Genomic DNA, 18,239 nt, shown 5'->3' on the forward strand with positions numbered 1-18,239 from the left:
GGGAGGTCAACCCCGCCGGGCCGCGGCGCAGGAGATGCAGGTCCGGGCCGCGGGACGGGCTTCGAGCCGTGCCGCCCCGATCGTCCCGCCGCAGCGCTCGCAGACGCCGTAGGTGCCGGCCGCCAGGCGCTCCTCGGCCACCTCGCAGTCGGCGAGGTGGCTGCGGGCCTGGTCCAGGAGGGCGGCAACCTGGGCCCGCTCGTAGGCGATGGTCGCACCGTCCGGATCGTGCTCGTCATCGGTGGAGACGTCCTGGGAGGCTTCGATGATCACGTCCACGTCGCGGCTCAGCGAGGCGATGCGCGAGACCAGCTCCTCGCGCTCCTCGGCGAGCACGGCACGCGCGGCCGTGAAGTCATCGGCCGGAACGGCCGGCACCGCAGGTTCGGACTGGGCTGTCATGGGGTGTCCAACGGACCGCGCCACCCAGCCGTTCCTCCCCTCCCGGGAAGAACGGGCACGGCCGCGGCGTTGCAAGGGGTGCCGGCCCTGGATGCGTGTGTGGTTGAGCCGCCGACAGACGACGTCATCGCGACGTGGCAGTCGAGCTGGGCGATGCGAGGGGTTCGATTCCTCTCGACGGCGCGTGAGACGGACGGGAGCCTACGGGCGCCCGTCCGTCGTGCTGTGCGTGGGCTGCCCGCTAGTGCAGCCGGGATCGCCAGTCGGGCGGGACGCGCCCCTCCGGTCCGGGGACGCCCTGCTGCGCCGGGTGGGAGGCAGGCGGTGCCAGCTGCGGCCCCTCGAGCCAGTCGCCCGTGGCGTAGTCGTAGAACCAGTCCTCGTCGGGCTCGTAGCTCTGGACCACCCGGTGCCCGGTCGCCCGGTAGTGCGCCGAGGCGTGCTGGGCGGGCGAGGAGTCGCAGCAGCCGACGTGGCCGCAGCGGGCGCACCGACGCAGGTGCAGCCACCAGCCGGGCGGGGCGTGCGCCTCGCAGTCAGCGCAGCCTGGACCGCTCGGCGGGACCCCGGGCCGGACCTCGACCTCGGGCCTGATCTCGCTGGTGTCGCCCACGTGCCGGCCCCTTCCACCATTGCAACCTCGCGCCACGGCAGTCTCGTCGCGGCGACCGCCGGGAACCTCATGCACTTCGCGTAATGGAGCGTGGTCACCGCACGCAAACGCCCCGCCGGGGGTTCCCGGCGGGGCGTTTGCCGCGCGGCGTGACCGGCCCGCGCGGGCGTCAGGCCACCGGCTCCAGCACGGGGGCCTCGGCCACCACCACGACCGGCGCCTCGCGCCGCCGACGCGTGGACAGGGCGAGCACGAGCACCACGGCCGCCGCGACGAGGGCGGCGGCGACGCCGAGCCCGCGGTCGGCGCCGAGGGCGAACAGCTCCTTGGCGTGCAGCGACGCGCTCGGGGAGGACGCGGCACCGGGTCCGGCCGTGGCGAACACGGTGACCAGGACCGCCAGACCCACCGCGCCGCCGAGCTGCTGGGTGACGTTGACCAGGCCGGACGCGATACCGGCCTCGTGGGCCGGGACGCGGGCCATGCCGGCGTCGGTGAGCGGGACGAACGCGGTGCCGTTGCCCAGGGCGAAGAGCACCATCGAGCCCACGAGCTGGGTGTAGGTGCTGTCGACCCCGAGCCGCGTCAGCAGCAGCAGGCCGGCCACGGACATCGCCATCCCGGCCAGCATCACCGGTCGGCCACCGAAGCGCGGGACGAACACCCGGGTCGCCAGCTGGGAGCTGAGGAACACCGAGACGGGGAAGGGCACGAAGGCCAGGCCGGTGTGCACCGGCGACCAGCCGAGGACGAGCTGGAAGTACTGGCTGAGGAAGAAGAACGAGCCCATGCTGCCGGCGACCAGGAGCAGCCGGGCGACATAGGACCCGGCTCGCTCGCGGTCGGCGAACAGGTGCAGCGGCATGATCGGGTGCGCGACCCGGCGCTCGACGAGGACGAACGCGACCACCAGCACCAGCGCGGCCGCGAAGGAGGCCAGCGCGACCCCGTTGCCCCACCCGTCGGCGGCGGCGCGGATGAACCCGTAGACGAGGGCAGTCATGCCGGCCGTGGACAGGAGGCTGCCGGCGACGTCGATCCGGCCGGTGGCCCCGCGCCCGGCGGGCAGCGCGGCCCGGGAGACGGCCAGGACGGCCACGCCGATCGGGACGTTGACGAACATGACCCAGCGCCACGAGGCGTAGGAGGTGAGCAGGCCGCCGGCGATGAGGCCGATGGCGGCACCGCTGGCCGAGACGATCGTGTAGTAGCCGATCGCCCGGGTGCGCTCCCTCGGCTGGGGGTAGAGCCCCATGAGGATGGCCAGGGCCGAGGGAGCGACGAGCGCGGCTCCGACGCCCTGGGCGGCACGGGCGAGGAACAGGTCGGCGCCGTCGCCGGCGAAGCCACCGACGAGGGACGCCGTGGTGAACAGGGCCATCCCGACGGCGAACACGGTGCGGCGGCCGAACAGGTCACCGGCGCGGGCGCCGAGCAGGAGCAGGCCCCCGAAAGCGAGGGTGTAGGCGTTGACGACCCACGACAGGTCGGCCGGCGCGATGTGCAGGGCCTGCTGCATGTCCGGCAGCGCGATGTTCACGATCGCCGAGTCGAGGACGATCATCATCTGGGTCGTGAGGACGACGGCAAGGGTCAGCCAGGTCCGGGTGGGCGTGGCCATGGCGGAGCGGGAGCTCATGTGAGGAGTCCTTCCCGGCAGGCGGGTCTATAGTGGTGGAAGAAGCGGAGGCTCCCTCCGAGTCAAGCGAAGGATGGAACCGGAGTAACTCTCCGCTTCTAGAACTATACGGAGGGTGGCTCCGTTTATGCAAGGTGGTGACCCGGATGTCCCCTGACGAGGGCAAGCCGCTGCGCGCGGACGCGGTCCGCAACCGGGCGCGGCTGCTCGAGACGGCGACCTCGCTGTTCGCCGAGCGCGGCGTCGAGGCCTCGCTGGACGACATCGCCAAGGCCGCCGGCGTGGGCATCGGCACGCTCTACCGCCACTTCCCCACCCGCGAGGACCTCGTCCTCGCGGTCTACGGCGCCCAGATCGAGGCGCTCGACCAGCGCTCCCGCGAGCTCGCCACCAGCGACGACCCCGGCGAGGCGCTGCGCGAGTGGATGCGCGGGTTCGTCGACTTCTACGCGGTCAAGCAGGGCATGGTCACGCTTCTGCGCACCATGAGCGACAGCCGCTCCGAGCACTTCCAGCACACCCGGGACACGCTGCGCGTCGCCGCGGAGCGGATGCTGGCCCCTGCCATCGAGGCCGGGGTCATCCGCCAGGACGTCGCCGCCCCCGAGCTGATCCGGGCCCTGGGCGGCATCTGCCTCACCAGCGACCCGAAGGCGACCCCGACCGCCTCCACCCTGGCCCTGGTCGACCTCGTGTATGACGGGCTGCGCTACGGCGCGCCCGTCACCGCGACCCGCGGCTGACGCCGGCTCGGGCAGGGGGAACGTGGGACAGCGCAGGCCCAGCCATGTCTGGCAGGCACCGCCGGGCTGGCCGGCGCCACCACCGGGCTGGACACCGCCGCTGGGGTGGGTGCCGCCGCCCGACCTGCCCCCGCCACCGCCGGGCTGGCACTGGTGGCGCCGGACGCGCGCCGGCCGGGTCCGCCTGACCGCCCTGGTCGTTGGCCTGGCTCTGCTCGTCCCGGCCGGGACCACGGGAATGGTCCTCGGGCTCGGGGCACTCATGGCCGATCCCGGCGGCAGCGCCTCCGGCGTCGTCTTCGTCAACGACACCGCCAGCAGCTGGCAGGTGCTGGCCTGCACCGGCAACTACTACCCGGACGCCGGGCCGTTGGGTCCCGGACAGCACTGGTTCCCCCAGGACTGGCCGAACCAGGACGACCCTGGAGCCGGGTGCTGGCTCGCTCGCCGCGATGCCGTTGGCCACCTCGGCCCGGGCGTGTGCCTGGCTGTACCGGAGACCCCACAGCTCACGTTCCGGGTCAGCCGGGCCCAGCCGTCCTCCCTGGCCGCATGCATGGACCGCAGCAACCCCAGCCTGTGAGCCGCGCACGACGGCCGTTCGCCCACGGGACCCCGCGCTCCAGCTAGCCCGCGAGGTGACCCCAGCTGTCGGCGAGCTCGTGCCACGCCCCGACCGCGGCGACCCGACCCTCCACCAGCACGACCACGCGGTCGGCCTGGGCCAGCGCCGCGCGCTTGGACGTGGCCCCGATGACCGTGGCACCACGCTCGCGCAGGGCGGTCCACAGCTCGATCTCGGTGGCCGAGTCGAGCGCCGAGGAGACGTCGTCGGCGAGCAGCAGCTCGGACTCGCACGCCAGCGCGCGGGCCAGGGCAAGGCGCTGCACCTGACCGCCGGAAAGGCGCACCCCGCGATGCCCGACCAGCGCATCCGGCCCGCCGGCCGACTCGACGTCGGAGACGAGACGGGCGGTCTCGAGGGCCGGCCGCACGGCACGGCCCGGGTGGTCCAGCCGGACGTTGTCGGTGAAGGTGCCCGAGAGGACCCTCGGCACCTGCGCGACATGGGCGACGCGGCCCGGCCGCAGGAACGTCTGCGGCTCGGCCACCGGCTCGCCGTTCCAGCGGATCTCACCGGTGCTGGAAACCAGCCCGGCCAGGGCCGAGAGCAGGCTGGACTTGCCCGACCCGACCTGGCCGAGCAGCAGCACCAGCTCGCCGGCGTCCACGGCCAGGTCGACGTCGGTCGCCCCGAGCGTGCCGTCGTCGTGCACCGCCGTGACGCCGGCCAGCTCGAGGCTGCGCAGTGGCTCCCGCGGCGCGGACCCCGGCGCCGGGGCGGCGCCCTCCACGAGGTCGACACCAGCCGGCACCCGCATGAGGTCACCGCCGCCGGCGAGCCGGCTGGTGGTCTGCATCCAGGCGCGGGTGCCCGGCGCCTCGGTGATGACCGATCCCGCGACCCGCCCGAACCAGTCGAAACCGTTGACCGCGCCGGCCACCAGCAGCGCCGTGGCCAGCCCCCAGCCGCCGGCGACGAGGACCGCCCAGGCCGTCACGACACCGCACTGAACCATGACGATCGGGACGCCGTCGAGCAGGGCCTGCACCCGGTGCTCGCGCACCGCGGCCGCCACGCGGCCGCCGTCGACCTCCCGCAGGTGCGCGTGCACGCTGGGCGTCGACGCGGCGAGCTTCACCGTCCGCACCGAGTCCAGGGCCGAGACCAGCGAGCGGCCGAACTGGGCCCGGGCAGCGGCGGAGGCCGCTGCGGACCGCCCGGCGACGCGCCGCCCCAAGGAGGAGGCGAGCGCGGAGGCGATCATGACGGCGAGCAGGACGCCACCGGCCAGCAGGCTCCGCGCGGCCACCGCGGTCACCGCGGCGATGGCGAGGCCGTTGACGAAGTCGACCCAGCGGTCGGCGTAGCGGGCCAGGCGGTCGGCGTCCATGGTGCGAGCCACGACCTCTCCGGGAGGTGTCCGCTCCAGGCGGTGCTGCGCCGTCTGGCCGACCAGCACGGCCGAGCGCACGCGCAACATCACGGCGACCCACCACCGCGGGTAGCGCCGGAAGGACTCGGCGAGCAGCAGCGGCGAGAGGAGCAGGGACACCACGAGCGCGGCGGTCAGCGCCACCGGGCTCTCGCCGTCGCGGAGGGCGACCACGAGGTGTCCCCAGATCCAACCGGTGACGGCGCCGAACGCCCCCGAGAGCGCCGCGGCCAGGAAGAGACCGACGCTGACCAGACCCCACTGCGGTTCGATCAGCAGCGCCGAGGCCGTCGCCCGGGCGAGGCCGGGCACGTGGTCCAGCTTCGGGGCGGCCGGCGGCGCCCCGGCGCGCCGGGCCGTCCCGACCCGGCCGGTGGCCGTGGCTGCGTCCGCGGTCGTCCCGGCCGCGGTCGCGGCGGGCGTCACCGCGTCATTGGGCGTGGCGGCGTCCTCCTCCGCGGCCGCCTCCAGCAGGCGCCGGAACGGCCCCGGCTGGGCGGCGAGCCGGGCCCGTGACCCCTGCTGCACGACCCGACCGGCCTCCAGCACCGCAACGTGCTCGGCGCGGCGGGTCGTGGACAGCCGGTGCGCGACCAGGAGCCCGGTGCGCCCCGAGAGCAGTCGCTCGGCGGCTCGCACCACGTTGGCCTCGGTGACCGGGTCCATGCGCGCGGTGGCCTCGTCGAGGACCACGACGCGGACGTGGCGCACCAGCAGGCGCGCGAAGGCGACGAGCTGTTCCTCGCCGGAGGACAAGGTCGTGCCGCCCGGGCCGAGCGGGGTGTCCAACCCGTCGGGCAGGCCCGCCACCCAGCCCTCGAGGCCGAGCTCGGCGACGGCGCGTTCGACCTCGGCGCGAGGCACCGGCTCGAAGAGCGTGATGTTCTCGGCCAGGGTGCCGGCCAGGATCTCGGTCCGCTGGGTCACGACGCCGACGGCGGACCGCAGCCGCTGCAGGTCGACGTCGAGCACGTCGACGCCGCCGATCAGGACCGAGCCCCGCTCCGGCTCGACGGCCCGGGAGAGCAGTGAGGCCAGCGTCGACTTGCCCGAGCCGGTGCGCCCCACCAGGGCGCAGGTGGTGCCCGCGGGGACGTCGACGTTGACCTGCTGGAGGGCGAAGCGCCCCTCGACGTAGCTGAAGTGCAGGTCGCGGAACTCGATGTCCAGCGGGCCGGCCGGCAGGTCGTCGCCGCCCACGGGCTCGGACTCGGCGCCGAGCAGGCCCCGCAGCCGCAGCACGGCGCCGAATCCGGCCTGCAGGTCGGGCAGGTGCCGGGCCAGCATGTCGGTCTGGCCCACGAACATGGTGGTGACCAGGAACAGCGTGACCAGCTCGGCGGTGTCGAGCCGGGCGTTGACCACCAGCGTCACCCCGACGACCGCGGTGGCTGCCAGCACCGCGTGCAGCAACGTGCCGGTGCGCCGGCCGATCCGGCTCTCCAGCTCGAGGACGGCGGCGAACCGCTTGTGCACCTCGGCGGCGAGCTCGGTGCAGCGCCGGACGACATGGGCCTGGCCCAGGCTGGCACGCAGGTCGTCGCGCCCGGCGACGCCCTCCTCCATGGCCGCGGCGTGGTCGGTCCACGCCGCCTCCTCCACGACCTTGCGGGCCGAGAGCGTCGGGAGCAGCGGACGGACGGTGACCAGCGCGGCCATACCGGCCAGGGGGAACAGGAAGAAGGCGGGCCACCAGGTGGTCCCGGCCACGATCCACAGCGGGCCGGACGCGAACAGCGTGCGGATCGCCTGCCACGCGCTCTGGCGCAGCAGGGTGCCGACCTCGTGGGTGTCGTCGTCGATCCGGTCGAGGACCTCCCCGACCGCCTGCTCGGTGAGCGTCGGCAGCGGCTGGTGCAGTGCCGCGTCGAGGAGGTCGGCGCGCAGCCGGCCCTCGGCCCGGTCGACCACCCCGGCCCACAGCGTGCGCGCGGCGGTGTCGAGCACCGCCGCCCCGACGACGCAGGCGGCGAGCAGCACGACCAGCCGCTCGGTGGCGTGCTCGGCCAGCTGCCCGGCGACCAGGGTGCCGAGCGAGGTGCCCATGGCGGCGACAGCGCACGCCAACGGGGCCCACGCCGCCACCGGGGTGCGCAGTCTCCGCCAGTCGACCGTGCGGTGGTCGTCTGGCTCTGTCGTGGGGGCGAGCACCGTGCGGACGGCCTCGAGCTGGGTCAGCGGCATCGTCTTTGAACGCTAGGGCCTGGCACCGACGGTCGTCGCGTGGTTATTCGGCAGCCGGCAGCAGGCACAAGGGGCAGGTCCACATGCGCGGCCGGTAGCCTTGGCGGCCGCCCACGCCGGCGCGCGGGGATCGTGCCCGCGCCGGACAGTCCTCGCGCGCCCGCGATGACGTGCAGCCAAGACCTGGAGCAAGACCTGTGACTGACCTGACCACTGCCGCTAGCAGTGCCGGTGCCGACACCGCCAGCTCCGCGCCGGAAGCACCGCCCACCGGAGCGCCCAAGCCCGTCGGCGCCGCTCTGCTGCTCGCGGCCCTCGGCGTCGTCTTCGGCGACATCGGCACCAGCCCGCTGTACGCGCTGCAGACCGTGTTCTCCCTCGACCACGGCATCGTGCGCCCCACCGCCGGCGACGTCTACGGCGTCATCTCCTTGATGTTCTGGTCGGTCACGCTCATCGTGTCCGCCAAGTACGTCATGGTGCTGATGCGCGCGGACAACGACGGCGAAGGCGGGGTCATGGCCCTGGCCGCGCTCGCCCGCCGCCTCTACGCCAGGCGCGGCGGTCGCACCGGCCTGCTGATGGCGCTCGGCATCCTCGGCGTCTCGCTCTTCTACGGGGACTCCGTCATCACCCCGGCCATCAGCGTGCTCTCCGCCGTCGAGGGCCTGAAGGTGGCCGCTCCCGGCCTGGCGCACCTGGTCGTCCCCGTCGCTGCGGTCATCCTGACCGGGCTGTTCGCCGCGCAGCGGTTCGGCACCGGCAAGGTCGGGACGCTCTTCGGGCCGGTCACCCTGCTCTGGTTCGCCGCGCTGGCCGCGGCCGGCATCCCGCAGGTCGTGGCCCACCCGAACGTGCTGGCCGGCCTGTCACCCACCTACGCGGTCGCGTTCGTGGCCGCACACCCCGGTATCGCGTTCGTCGCCATGGGCGCGGTCGTCCTGGTCATCACCGGGGCGGAGGCGTTGTACGCGGACATGGGCCACTTCGGGCGGATGCCGATCCTGCGGGCCTGGTTCTTCGTCGTGTTCCCGGCGCTGACGCTGAACTACCTCGGCCAGGCGGCGCTCATCCTGCACCACCCCGGTGCCACCACGAACCCGTTCTTCCTGTTGCTGCCCGGCTGGTCGCAGGTCCCGATGGTAGTCCTGGCGACGGCCGCGACGGTCATCGCCAGCCAGGCGGTGATCTCCGGCGCGTTCTCCCTGTCCAGGCAGGCGATGCAGCTGGGCATGCTCCCCGCGCTGAGGGTGCGCCAGACCTCCGAGCACGAGGCCGGACAGATCTACCTGCCCGGCATCAACGGGGCCCTGTTCGTCGGCGTGCTCGCGCTGATGTTCGCGTTCCGTTCCTCGGCCAGGCTCGCCACGGCATACGGGGTGTCCGTCACCGGCGCGCTCGTCATCGACACGATCCTGTTGCTGCTCGTGGCCAGGGTCCTGTGGGACTGGCCGGCGTGGAAGCTGGCCGCGGCCGGCATCGGGTTCGGCGGCATCGAGCTGACGTTCCTGGCGGGGAACCTCTCCAAGGTCGCGCACGGTGGCTGGCTGCCGCTGCTCATCGCCGCCTGCGTGTTCACGGTCATGACGACGTGGCAGAAGGGCCGGGCGGTGGTGGCCACGAACCGCCGGCACAAGGAAGGGCCGCTGCAGGAGTTCATCGACCACGTCCACGAGCAGGGCTTGCCCCGCGTGCCCGGCACCGCGGTGTTCCCGCACCCCGACAAGGAGACGACGCCGCTGGCGATGCGCGCCACCGTGGAGCACAACCACGTCCTGCACGAGCACGTCATCGTCATCTCCGCGACCTCGGTGAACGTGCCGCACGTCCCGCCGGCAGAGCGGCTGACGGTCGACGACCTCGGCTACGAGGACGACGGCATCCTCCACCTGTCGGTGCGCTACGGCTTCGCCGACCACGTGGACCTGCCGGCCGCGCTGCGCCAGGCCTGCGCCGACGACCTCATCGGGCCGGGCATCGACATCGAGGGCGCGTCCTACTTCCTGTCCCGCGGCACGATCACCCTCGGCCGGGAGAAGATGATGGCGACCTGGCGCAAGCGGCTGTTCGCCCAGCTCGCCCGGCACGCTGCCGACCCGGCCGAGTACTTCGGCCTGCCGGTGCAGCGGATCGTGACGATGGGAAGTCACGTCACGCTGTAGCTGCCGCGGCATCCGCGGCCTTTGCTGGCGGGCTACTCGGGCCGGGCTTCCTCGCGGGCATCCCGATGTGTCCGGGCGGCGGCACGCAGCTCGTCGTCCGGTGCCGCCTCGAGCGTGATCATCGACTTGTCCGCCGCCGGCAGCGAGCGCAGGATCTCGTCGAGCTTTCGCTGGGTCGCAGCCTGCTCGCGGGACTGCGTGTGCTGGATGACGAACACCATGGCCAACGTCACCGCCGCCACCATCGTCTGGAAGACCGACTCCAACCGGGTCGGGAACTCGAAGCGGGCCGAGAAGACGACCCAGAGCAGGTCGAGGGCCACCACGGTCACGGCAATCGATGGTCGCGAGGCCACCCAGTCCAGCCCGTGAAGGACACGCGAGGCGGGGTGCCGCGACCATCGGGGACCAGACCTCACCCATGACCACATGCCAGCCATCCTCGCGCCTCAGCCTGTGCCGGGGAGGGCCACCCCTGCGGTCCCTGACCCAGGCTTGCTCACTCGGCGGGGGCCTCCTGGCCGGTGCGCGCCCTGACCCGGCTGGCGGCGGCCACCAGGGCCTGCGAGACGTCGAGCAGCTCGTCGGCCTGTTCGTCGCGCAGCTTGCTCAGCCGGCGGAGCTGCTCCTCCAGCGCCGCGACCTCACGGTCCGCCGCGCCGGTGCGTGCGGTGGCCGCGTCCTCGGCGGCGGCGACGATCTCCGCGGCTCGCTGCTCGGCCTCCTGGACCACGGAGGCGGCCTTCGCCTCCGAGGCCGTGCGCGTCGCCTCGGCGGTCTGGAGGGACCGCGCGACGGTCCAGTCGGCCACGGTGTGGGCGCGCTCGAGCAGCGTGGCCGAGAGCTGCGCGACCTGGGAGGAGTCACGCAGGGCCGCAACGTAGGTGTTGACCTCCGCCGGGTCGTAACCGTTGGATACCCGGCTGAACCGGGCAGCAGACTGCTGCGCAGTGTCGGTGGCCATCGCCGTCCTCTCTTCGCTGACGCTCGGGCCGACTTCTGGTGGTGATTCCGGCCACCCTTCCTATCGGGGCGATCCGGCCGCTCCTGAACGATTCTTCTGAACTCACGGCGCAGCGAACTGCGCACCGCGTACGCGAACGGCGCGACGCGCTGCGCGTCGACGAAGCGATCCGGCCTATCGGGGCCCGGCGGCCCTCGACCTCATCGGGGCTTGGCGGCCCTGGCGTGAGAGACCGCATGCATCGTGGTCTGGTGCAGCGACGACGAGCTGGTGACGGGCACCGTCACGGGGTGGTCGTCCCGCCGGTGGAGGTGGTGGAACGGCACCGCGAACCACCAGGCGCTGAACCAGGCCAGCACGATGGCACCGATCACGCAGCCGCCGATGGTGCCCACCACAAAGCTGGAGGCGAACAGGACGGCCGCCGACACGCCCACCACCATCAGGGCCAGTCCGACGATGGCGAAGCGGTTGGCGCCCCGGACGATGTCGGGTCGGCGCCGACGCCGGAACAGGATGCGGTGGAACGCGACGGGCGCGATCAGCATGGACGCCGCCCCGACGGTGGCCAGCAGGGCGGTGAGGTAGACCGCGCGGTCGGGCGCGCTGGCGCTGTGGAACCCCGAGGTGAAGGGCAGCGAGAGGAGGAAGGCGAAGAGGATCTGGACCCCGGTCTGAGCGACGCGGATCTCCTGCAGGATCTCGCCGAGGTTGCGGTCGAGGACGTCGGGCTGGTCGTACGAGGGCATGCGTTTCTCCCAACGACCGGCTGGGGGCAGGGGGACCCCGGACAGGCTTGCCGGTCGGTTAGCCACGAAATGTTGCCACCTCGGACCGAGCGACGCAACGCTGTGACCTGCAGCAAAGCGGTAGGCCCGCATCCGCCAGGTGTTCTAGTGGCCAATACGTCGCCCGTTCTCTGGACGGGGCACGTTGCCCTGCCTACGGTGGAGTGTGGGGCGGTACTCCGCACCCCGCGAACGTTGGAAGCCGCCCTTCGTTCACCCCTTCGAAGTTCACGCGACTTCCTTGAGACGCCCATATTGACTGCGCGCAGGATCTGGGTTGGCGCAAGGACGCGCGGTCGGGAGGGGGACGGAATGCGCGACCTGTCGCAAGCCAAGCTCAGTTTCGTCACGCGGGGACTGGGTGGACGAGACCTGACCCTCGGGGTAGCCCGACAGCCAACCCAGGGGGACCTGGTGTTCGCCCGCGTCGAGCTGCTCGGCCAGCACCGGGCGCTGGAGGACCGGCACGGCCGCCGGGTCCGCCTCTACGCCGGCGATCTGGTCGCCGGCGCGTATGGCAGCCGTTACGCGACGGACTTCTACGAGGGCTACGTCCCCACGGGCCCCCACACGCACTTGCTGACCGCCGGCGGCGTCATCGGCACCGTCGCGTCGTCGCACGTCAGGCGCGCGCCGCCGACACAGCTCGAGGTGGTCGGTGCTGTAGCGGACAGCGACGGCGTCCCGATGACGTTGGCCGACCTCACCCGCCCGACCTCACCCGTGGCGAGCCCGCGCCCGGCCACCGTCGTCGTGGTGGGCTCGTCGATGAACGCCGGCAAGACCACCACCGCCGCCGGCATCATCCGCGGGTGGGCTCGTGCCGGTCTGAGGGTGGGAGCCGGCAAGGCCACCGGGTCGGGGAGTGGCAAGGATCGCTGGGTCTACGCCGACGCCGGCGCGCACGCTGTCGTGGACTTCCTGGACTTCGGTATGCCGTCCACCTTCGGCTATCCGACGGCTCAGCTGGTCTCGACGATGCATCGCATCCGTGACGCCCTGGCCGCGGACGGCGCCACGCATGTCGTCATCGAGATCGCCGACGGCCTCCTGCAGTCCCAGACGCACGAGCTGCTGGCCGCCCTGCCCGAGTTCGCGGACTCAGTGCTGGTCGCGGTCGGCGACGCCCTCAGCGCCGTGGGCGCCCAGAGCGTCCTGGCCGCCGCAGGAGTCCGCGTCAGCGCGTTGAGCGGCCTCGTGTCGGCCAGCCCGCTCGCCGCCCGCGAGGCCGAGGCCGCCACGGGATTGCCCGTCGCGACTCCGGATGACCTCGCCCGTGGCGCGGCACTGGACCTCCTGCGGACCGCACAATGGGCCTGACCGCGGTCGCCGCCTACGTCGTGGGCGGCGGTCCGCCGCCGGGTGGGCTGGGACTTGTGCCGCTCGACATACAGCAGGTGCGGCCAAGCGCCATTGTGGTGCCCGGCCTGATCGTGGCCGACGCCCGCGGCGAGCCCCTGCTCTCAGGCGAGGATGACCTGCGAAGCGACCCGGGCCGCGGCGGCGGCCCACTGACCGGACCCACACTCGACGCCGGCGCGCGAGCGTTCGCGCTGACCAACGTCGCCGCGTGCGCCCGCCGGCTCCTCGATCGCGTCGAGGCCGAGCTGGACACGACGCTGCCACCCCTGAGGATCCTGGTCGGCTGTCACGAAGTGGGGCCGCAGCGCTGGGGCGGAGGTCACTACCGCCTCCCCGCGTCGAGCTACAGCGAGCTCCCCGAGGTCGCTCCCGTCGACCCCGCGGGGGAGGTCCACCTCGGCTCGGGTCGGTTGTACGTCGAGCACGCCGGCTCGCGGTACCTGCACGCACCGGGTCACAACGTGGCCGTGGTGACCCACGAGGTCGCGCATCACGTGTGCCGGCACGTCGCCGACTTCCGGCTCAACCGGTTGCGCCCGCCGCAGGACCAGACGAACCGCCGGACCGCTGTCGAGGAGGGGACCTGCGACTACCTGGCCGCCGCGATGCTCGGACACCCGGACATCTACGGCTGGCACCGAGGCCACATCCCCCTGAGCGACCCGCGCCGACGGTGCCTGGCGTCGCACCGAACCATGACCGACTTCAGGGGTGGGCACGACGCCGACCCGCACGCGGACGGGTCGATCTGGGCCAGCGCCCTGTGGGACGCGCGGTCGCACGCGGATCGGGCCGGCCACCCCGCCGAGTCAGTGGACGGCGTGCTCCTGCGGGGGCTGGCCCGGCTGGGCCAGGACGACACGAACGACCGCGGCCCGGAGGCTCGCCGGGCACGGAAGTACTACGGGACCCTGCTGTCGGCCATGCTCGAGGTCAGCCGTGACGATGCCCTCACGGCGCACCTGGAGGGCGTGATGTCCGCGCGGGGCATCTACGCGGGCTGGTCCAACGCTCGCGCCCGGGAGGCGGCGCGACGGTGCGCCTGACCCAGCGCGCGGAGCCGACCCTGCTGTCGACCCTGTGGCGGTTTCGTTCCTACGGTGTCCCCCATCGGGGCCGCCTGGCCCTGGGCGTGCTGTGCCGAGTCGGTGAGCTGCTCGCCGACCTCGCCGTCCCCTGGCCCATCGCGCTCGTCATCGACGGCGTCCTGGGGCACCACCGCCTGCACGGCCCCCAGGCGGTGGTCGTTGACCGCCTCGGCGTCTCGGGGGGAGGCCTGCTGGTCGTTGCTGCCGCCGCCTCGCTGCTGTTCACCCTGCTGTCCGGCGCGCTGGACTACCTGGGCGACCGGCTGATGAACAGTGCGGGAGAGCGCATCACGGCAAACATCCGCGCCGACGTGTTCAGCCACCTGCTCCGGCTCCCCATGACCTTCCACGACCGCCGCAGCGTCGGCGAGCTCACGAGTCGCATGTCTTCTGACACCAACCGGATCGAGGACAGCCTGGTCGACGTCTTCTCCACGTTGCTGCCCGGTGTGCTGACCATCGTCGGGCTGGCTGCCGTCATCACCGCCCTGGACTGGCGCCTCGGCCTGGTTGCGATGAGCGCCGCCCCGCTGGTCTTCTTCGCCGCCAAGCGGTACAGCCGGCTCACCCGTGATGCGGCGCGCAAGCGTCGTGCGGCGGAAGGGCAGCTGGCCGCACTCACCGCGGAGACGATCACCGGCATACGGACGGTCCACGTGGTGGGCACCCAGGACGTGCACGAGGAAGAGTTCGCCGGCTACAACGGCGCCGCCCTCCGGGCGGGGCTCCGGTCGGTCGACCTGCGGGCCCGGTTCACCCCCCTGCTCGAAGCCACCTCCGCCTGCGGCACCGCCGCCCTGCTGCTCGTAGGCGGCTACGGCGCTCTTCAGGGGTGGTGGACCGCCGGCATCCTCGTGGTCGCGCTGGCCTACTTCCGCGACATGCTGCGCCCGCTACGGTCCCTGTCACGTCTGTCGCTCACCCTCACCGCCGGAGCCGCGTCCGCCGAACGCGTGGCCGAGATCCTCGACGTCCCGACCCACCACCGAACGGTTCGGGCCCCCTCCCGGGTCGAGGCGTCAGTCCGCCTCGAGAACGTGCGGCTCGACTACGGCAGGGGGCAGGTGCTCACCGATCTGGCCCTGGACGTCCCGGCCGGCAGCCGGGTGGCCCTGTCCGGCCCGAACGGGGCAGGGAAGTCGTCCGTCCTGGCGCTTGTTGCCGGCCTCTACCGGCCAACCGCAGGGCGTGTCCTCATCGGGGGCCTGGATCTCGAGACGCTCGAGCCCAGCTTCCTGCGCCGCCACATCGCAGTCGTGCTTCAGGACACCTTCCTCTTCTCCGGGTCGGTCTTTGCCAACGTCCTCCTCGGGCGCCCGGACGCCTCGACCGATGAGGTGGTGCAGGCCTGCGCGGCGGCGGGTGTGCTGGAGTTCGCCGAGGGACTCCCCGAGGGTCTCGCCACCCAGCTGGGCGACCGCGGAGTGGGCCTTTCCGGTGGGCAGCGTCAGCGCGTCGGGATAGCGAGGGCGCTCCTGCGAGACTCGCCCATCGTCCTGCTCGACGAGCCGACCTCCGGCCTCGACCTGGCTGCCGAACGGGCACTCGTGGACGCGCTCAAGCTGCTGATGAACGGCCGAACCGTGCTCATGACCACCCACCGCCCCGCCCTGCTCGGCCTCGCCGACCGCATAGAGACGCTGGTCGGTGGGCGGCTCCTGCCGCAGGGCGCGCCCACCCTCAGCGCTCCGCAGCCATTCAGTGCCACCGCCCGGCCGGTCTAGCACCCGCGGTGTCAATCCTGAAGGATCGTGGCGTCAGCGTTCAGGTACCAGTCGCTGACGGCGAGGGTGGGCTCAAGCTGGCATTCATCTCCGATCCGGACGGAAACCAGCTGTACCTCGCGGAGCTCGCGCGCACCGGTGGATGAGTCCCGGGCCTTCAGGAGTCCAGCTCGCGAGCTCAACGGACAGATGGCCGCAGCAGCGGGGAATCAGGAGGGCAGCACGCGGGAAGGCGTGGCGCTCAGCGTGGCGTGGTCAGTCCGACTACGTCCCGGAGCACGCCATGTCCCAGGTCCAGAACCCCGAGCCGCTCAGGTCTCGTCAGGTCGAGCCGCTCGGAGCCCGCCTCCCCGACGGCACGACCGTCACCCTCAGGCCCCTCCTCCATGGCGAGACCGCGCCGCTGCTCGGCGTCTTCGACGGCATGTCGATGGTCTCCCGGTGGATGCGCTACCTCTCCGGACTTCCCCGTCTGTCACCGGGGATGCTGTCCGGGCTCACGGACGTCGACGGTGACCACCACGTCGCCTGGCTCGCGTCCCTGGACGACGAACCCGCCGGGATCGCTCGATACGTCCGCCTCAGGGACCGCCCCACGACGGCCGAACTGGCCTTCGAGGTCGTGGACCGTCTGCAGCATCACGGGCTCGGGACCGTGCTCCTCGACACGATCACGACCGTGGCCGCCGCTCGCGGCATCCGCCAGGTCCAGGCCACGTTGGCGCCCTCCAACACCGCATCGAGGCGACTGCTGGCCAGGATCGGCGCGACGACACGGCATGTCGACGGGCTCCTCGAGGCACAAGGACCCCTTCGTCTCCTCGACCCGCCGGCGGTGGACAGGCCGGCCCTGCTCCGTCTGCTGTGCGCTGGCTCCTGGGATGCCGCCCTCGACATCGGCTGAGCTGGCGCGACAATGGTCTCTGGAGGACCGCCAGTGCTGGTGCGCATACTGGGGGCAGTCGAGCTCGTCGGGAGCGGTGGAGTCACGGTCCCGCTTCCGGGGAGGCGACAACCTGCCCTTCTCGCGGCCCTCGCCGCACGTGCCCGCGAGGTGGTCAGCATCGACCGGCTGGTCACGCTGCTGTGGGGAGACGACCTGCCGGACAACCCGGAGGCGTCGTTGCACAGCGCGGTGTTCAAGCTGCGCCGCGCGCTCCGCTCGGTGAGCGAGCGAGAGGTGCTCCTGACCCGGGAACGGGGTTACCAGCTCGCGTTGTCACCCGGCGACCTCGACGCCGACCTGTTTGGCGAGCTCGTGAGCCGGGCCGCCGGACAGCCGCCGGAGGAGGCGGCAGTCACCCTGGCGGACGCCCTCGGCCTGTGGCGGGGGCAGGCGTACGCCGGCTTCGCGGACACCGAGATCGCCCAGCTCGAGGCGATCCGGCTGGAGGAGAGTCGCCGCGCGGCCGTCGAGCGCCGGGCTGAGGCGTTGCTGGCCTGCGGCCGGGCCGCCGACGTCGTGCCCATGCTCGAGCCGTTCGTGGCAGAGCACCCCCTGCGGGAGAGCGCGAGGGCGTCGCTGATGCGGGCACTCCACGAGACGGGGCGCACCGCGGAGGCACTGGACCACTACCGGAACCACCGCGACCACCTCGGCGAGGACCTCGGTCTCGAGCCATCACGGGTCATGCAGTCGTTGCAGGTCGAGCTCTTGCAGGAGCCTCCCGCTCGGGACGCGACAACGCAGACACGGCAGGTCACCACGGTCGCGACCCGGCGCGGCCTCTGCGATCTCCAGGTCCGCTACCTGCGCACCCGAGCCGGCGACGTGGTGGCCCACGGCAGCACGGGGACCGGACCGCCGCTCGTCGTGCTGCTCGGCTGGATCTCCAACCTGGACGTCATCGCATCCGGCCGGGACCCTCGCTCGTCGTTGCTGGAGCGGCTCACCGACGACTTCGCGCTCACGCTGTACGACCGCGTGGGGACGGGCCTCTCCCCCGGGCCGGTCAGGGACTTCGGCCTGGCAGCGAGCGTGGGTGAGCTTGCCGACGTGGTGAGCGAAGTGGGGCCCCCGGTCTCGCTCCTCGCCATGTCGGGTGCCGGGCCGATCGCTGTGTCCCTGGCCGCAGAACGGCCTGAGCTGGTCGCGTCGCTCGTGCTGTTCGGCACGTTCGCGGACGGCCCGGGGACCTTCACCGACAAGCAGCTGCGCGACATGGTCGTGCAGATCACGCGAACCCACTGGAGCATGGGCTCGAAGCTGCTCGCCGACCTGTATCGGCCGGGGGCCAGCGACGAAGCCGCCTGGCACCTCTCAGAGGTGTTCCGGGAGTCGGCCCGACCCGACGTCGCGGCTGACTACCTGGCGTCGCTGTACGAGCACAACGTCATGGACAAGCTGCCCGCCGTCATGGCGCCGGCACTCGTTCTGCACTACCGGGGCGACCGGCTCATCCCCTTCCGGGGTGCGCAGCAGCTCGTCGCGGGCCTGCGCGACGCCACGCTCGTGGTGCTCGAGGGGCGGGTCCACCTGCCTGATGCCAGTGACCTCGACCAGATCCAGCAGAACATCGTCGAGCACGTCCGCGCCGCCGCTGGATGACGGACCGGTTCACCTCGTCCGCGAC

Annotated in this window: 15 protein-coding genes; 8 read left to right on the forward strand and 7 right to left on the reverse strand. The window is 72.7% G+C overall.

Going from position 1 to position 18,239, the window contains the following annotated elements:
- Positions 1-6 precede the first annotated feature (6 nt).
- The 3 genes from FB474_RS16345 to FB474_RS16355 form a co-directional block, all read right to left on the reverse strand.
- Positions 7-402: a TraR/DksA family transcriptional regulator gene (locus FB474_RS16345; protein WP_141789609.1), complete on the reverse strand. Its 396-nt coding sequence runs from the start codon at positions 400-402 to the stop codon at positions 7-9.
- A 241-nt stretch (positions 403-643) separates the two neighbouring features.
- On the reverse strand, positions 644-1,015 hold the full coding sequence (locus FB474_RS16350) for a UBP-type zinc finger domain-containing protein (protein WP_246092231.1): 372 nt from the start codon (positions 1,013-1,015) through the stop codon (positions 644-646).
- 169 nt (positions 1,016-1,184) lie between these two features.
- The gene (locus FB474_RS16355; RefSeq protein ID WP_141789610.1) at positions 1,185-2,654 is read right to left on the reverse strand and encodes an MFS transporter; all 1,470 of its coding nucleotides are present in this window, start codon (positions 2,652-2,654) and stop codon (positions 1,185-1,187) included.
- A 146-nt stretch (positions 2,655-2,800) separates the two neighbouring features.
- Here FB474_RS16355 and FB474_RS16360 point away from each other — a divergent pair, with 146 nt between their 5' ends.
- Together FB474_RS16360 and FB474_RS16365 are read left to right on the forward strand one after the other, a co-directional pair.
- Positions 2,801-3,397 carry a TetR/AcrR family transcriptional regulator gene (locus FB474_RS16360; RefSeq protein ID WP_141789611.1) on the forward strand — a complete coding sequence of 199 codons (597 nt, stop codon included), beginning with the start codon at positions 2,801-2,803 and terminating at the stop codon, positions 3,395-3,397.
- A gap of 22 nt (positions 3,398-3,419) precedes the next feature.
- The gene (locus FB474_RS16365) at positions 3,420-3,980 is read left to right on the forward strand and encodes a hypothetical protein (RefSeq protein ID WP_141789612.1); all 561 of its coding nucleotides are present in this window, start codon (positions 3,420-3,422) and stop codon (positions 3,978-3,980) included.
- A 43-nt stretch (positions 3,981-4,023) separates the two neighbouring features.
- On the opposite strand, the gene FB474_RS16370 is transcribed toward FB474_RS16365, so the two are convergent.
- The gene (locus FB474_RS16370; RefSeq protein ID WP_141789613.1) at positions 4,024-7,578 is read right to left on the reverse strand and encodes an ATP-binding cassette domain-containing protein; all 3,555 of its coding nucleotides are present in this window, start codon (positions 7,576-7,578) and stop codon (positions 4,024-4,026) included.
- Positions 7,579-7,775: 197 nt separating this feature from the next.
- On the opposite strand from FB474_RS16370, the gene FB474_RS16375 reads away from it, so the two are divergent.
- Positions 7,776-9,740, forward strand: a complete 1,965-nt coding sequence (locus FB474_RS16375; RefSeq protein ID WP_246092232.1) for a potassium transporter Kup — start codon at positions 7,776-7,778, stop codon at positions 9,738-9,740.
- Between the two features lie 32 nt (positions 9,741-9,772).
- Here the strand turns inward: FB474_RS16375 and FB474_RS16380 are convergent, their stop codons facing one another.
- The 3 genes from FB474_RS16380 to FB474_RS16390 all read right to left on the reverse strand — a co-directional run bounded on the left by FB474_RS16380 (position 9,773) and on the right by FB474_RS16390 (position 11,453).
- The gene (locus FB474_RS16380; RefSeq protein WP_141789614.1) at positions 9,773-10,180 is read right to left on the reverse strand and encodes a low affinity iron permease family protein; all 408 of its coding nucleotides are present in this window, start codon (positions 10,178-10,180) and stop codon (positions 9,773-9,775) included.
- A gap of 59 nt (positions 10,181-10,239) precedes the next feature.
- The gene (locus FB474_RS16385; protein WP_141789615.1) at positions 10,240-10,704 is read right to left on the reverse strand and encodes a hypothetical protein; all 465 of its coding nucleotides are present in this window, start codon (positions 10,702-10,704) and stop codon (positions 10,240-10,242) included.
- Positions 10,705-10,904: 200 nt separating this feature from the next.
- On the reverse strand, positions 10,905-11,453 hold the full coding sequence (locus FB474_RS16390) for a DUF6328 family protein (RefSeq protein WP_141789616.1): 549 nt from the start codon (positions 11,451-11,453) through the stop codon (positions 10,905-10,907).
- 453 nt (positions 11,454-11,906) lie between these two features.
- Between FB474_RS16390 and FB474_RS16395 the strand changes: the two genes are divergently transcribed.
- The 5 genes from FB474_RS16395 to FB474_RS16415 all read left to right on the forward strand — a co-directional run bounded on the left by FB474_RS16395 (position 11,907) and on the right by FB474_RS16415 (position 18,214).
- A complete protein-coding gene (locus FB474_RS16395) occupies positions 11,907-12,812 on the forward strand; it encodes a DUF1611 domain-containing protein (RefSeq protein WP_141789617.1) in 906 nt (301 codons plus the stop codon).
- A complete protein-coding gene (locus FB474_RS16400) occupies positions 12,803-13,900 on the forward strand; it encodes a hypothetical protein (RefSeq protein WP_141789618.1) in 1,098 nt (365 codons plus the stop codon). Before FB474_RS16395 ends, FB474_RS16400 begins: the two co-directional genes overlap by 10 nt.
- Positions 13,891-15,666, forward strand: coding sequence for an ABC transporter ATP-binding protein (locus tag FB474_RS16405; RefSeq protein WP_141789619.1), 1,776 nt, complete (start codon positions 13,891-13,893; stop codon positions 15,664-15,666). The genes FB474_RS16400 and FB474_RS16405 overlap by 10 nt, the downstream gene beginning before the upstream one ends.
- A gap of 283 nt (positions 15,667-15,949) precedes the next feature.
- Entirely contained in the window at positions 15,950-16,570 is a 621-nt protein-coding gene (locus FB474_RS16410; protein WP_185746199.1) for a GNAT family N-acetyltransferase, read from the forward strand.
- A gap of 12 nt (positions 16,571-16,582) precedes the next feature.
- Positions 16,583-18,214 (forward strand): bifunctional AfsR/SARP family transcriptional regulator/alpha/beta hydrolase, encoded by a 1,632-nt coding sequence (locus FB474_RS16415; protein ID WP_141789621.1) that lies wholly within the window; start codon positions 16,583-16,585, stop codon positions 18,212-18,214.
- Positions 18,215-18,239: the final 25 nt, after the last annotated feature.

The organism is Oryzihumus leptocrescens (assembly GCF_006716205.1).
GTDB classification, from domain to species: domain Bacteria; phylum Actinomycetota; class Actinomycetes; order Actinomycetales; family Dermatophilaceae; genus Oryzihumus; species Oryzihumus leptocrescens.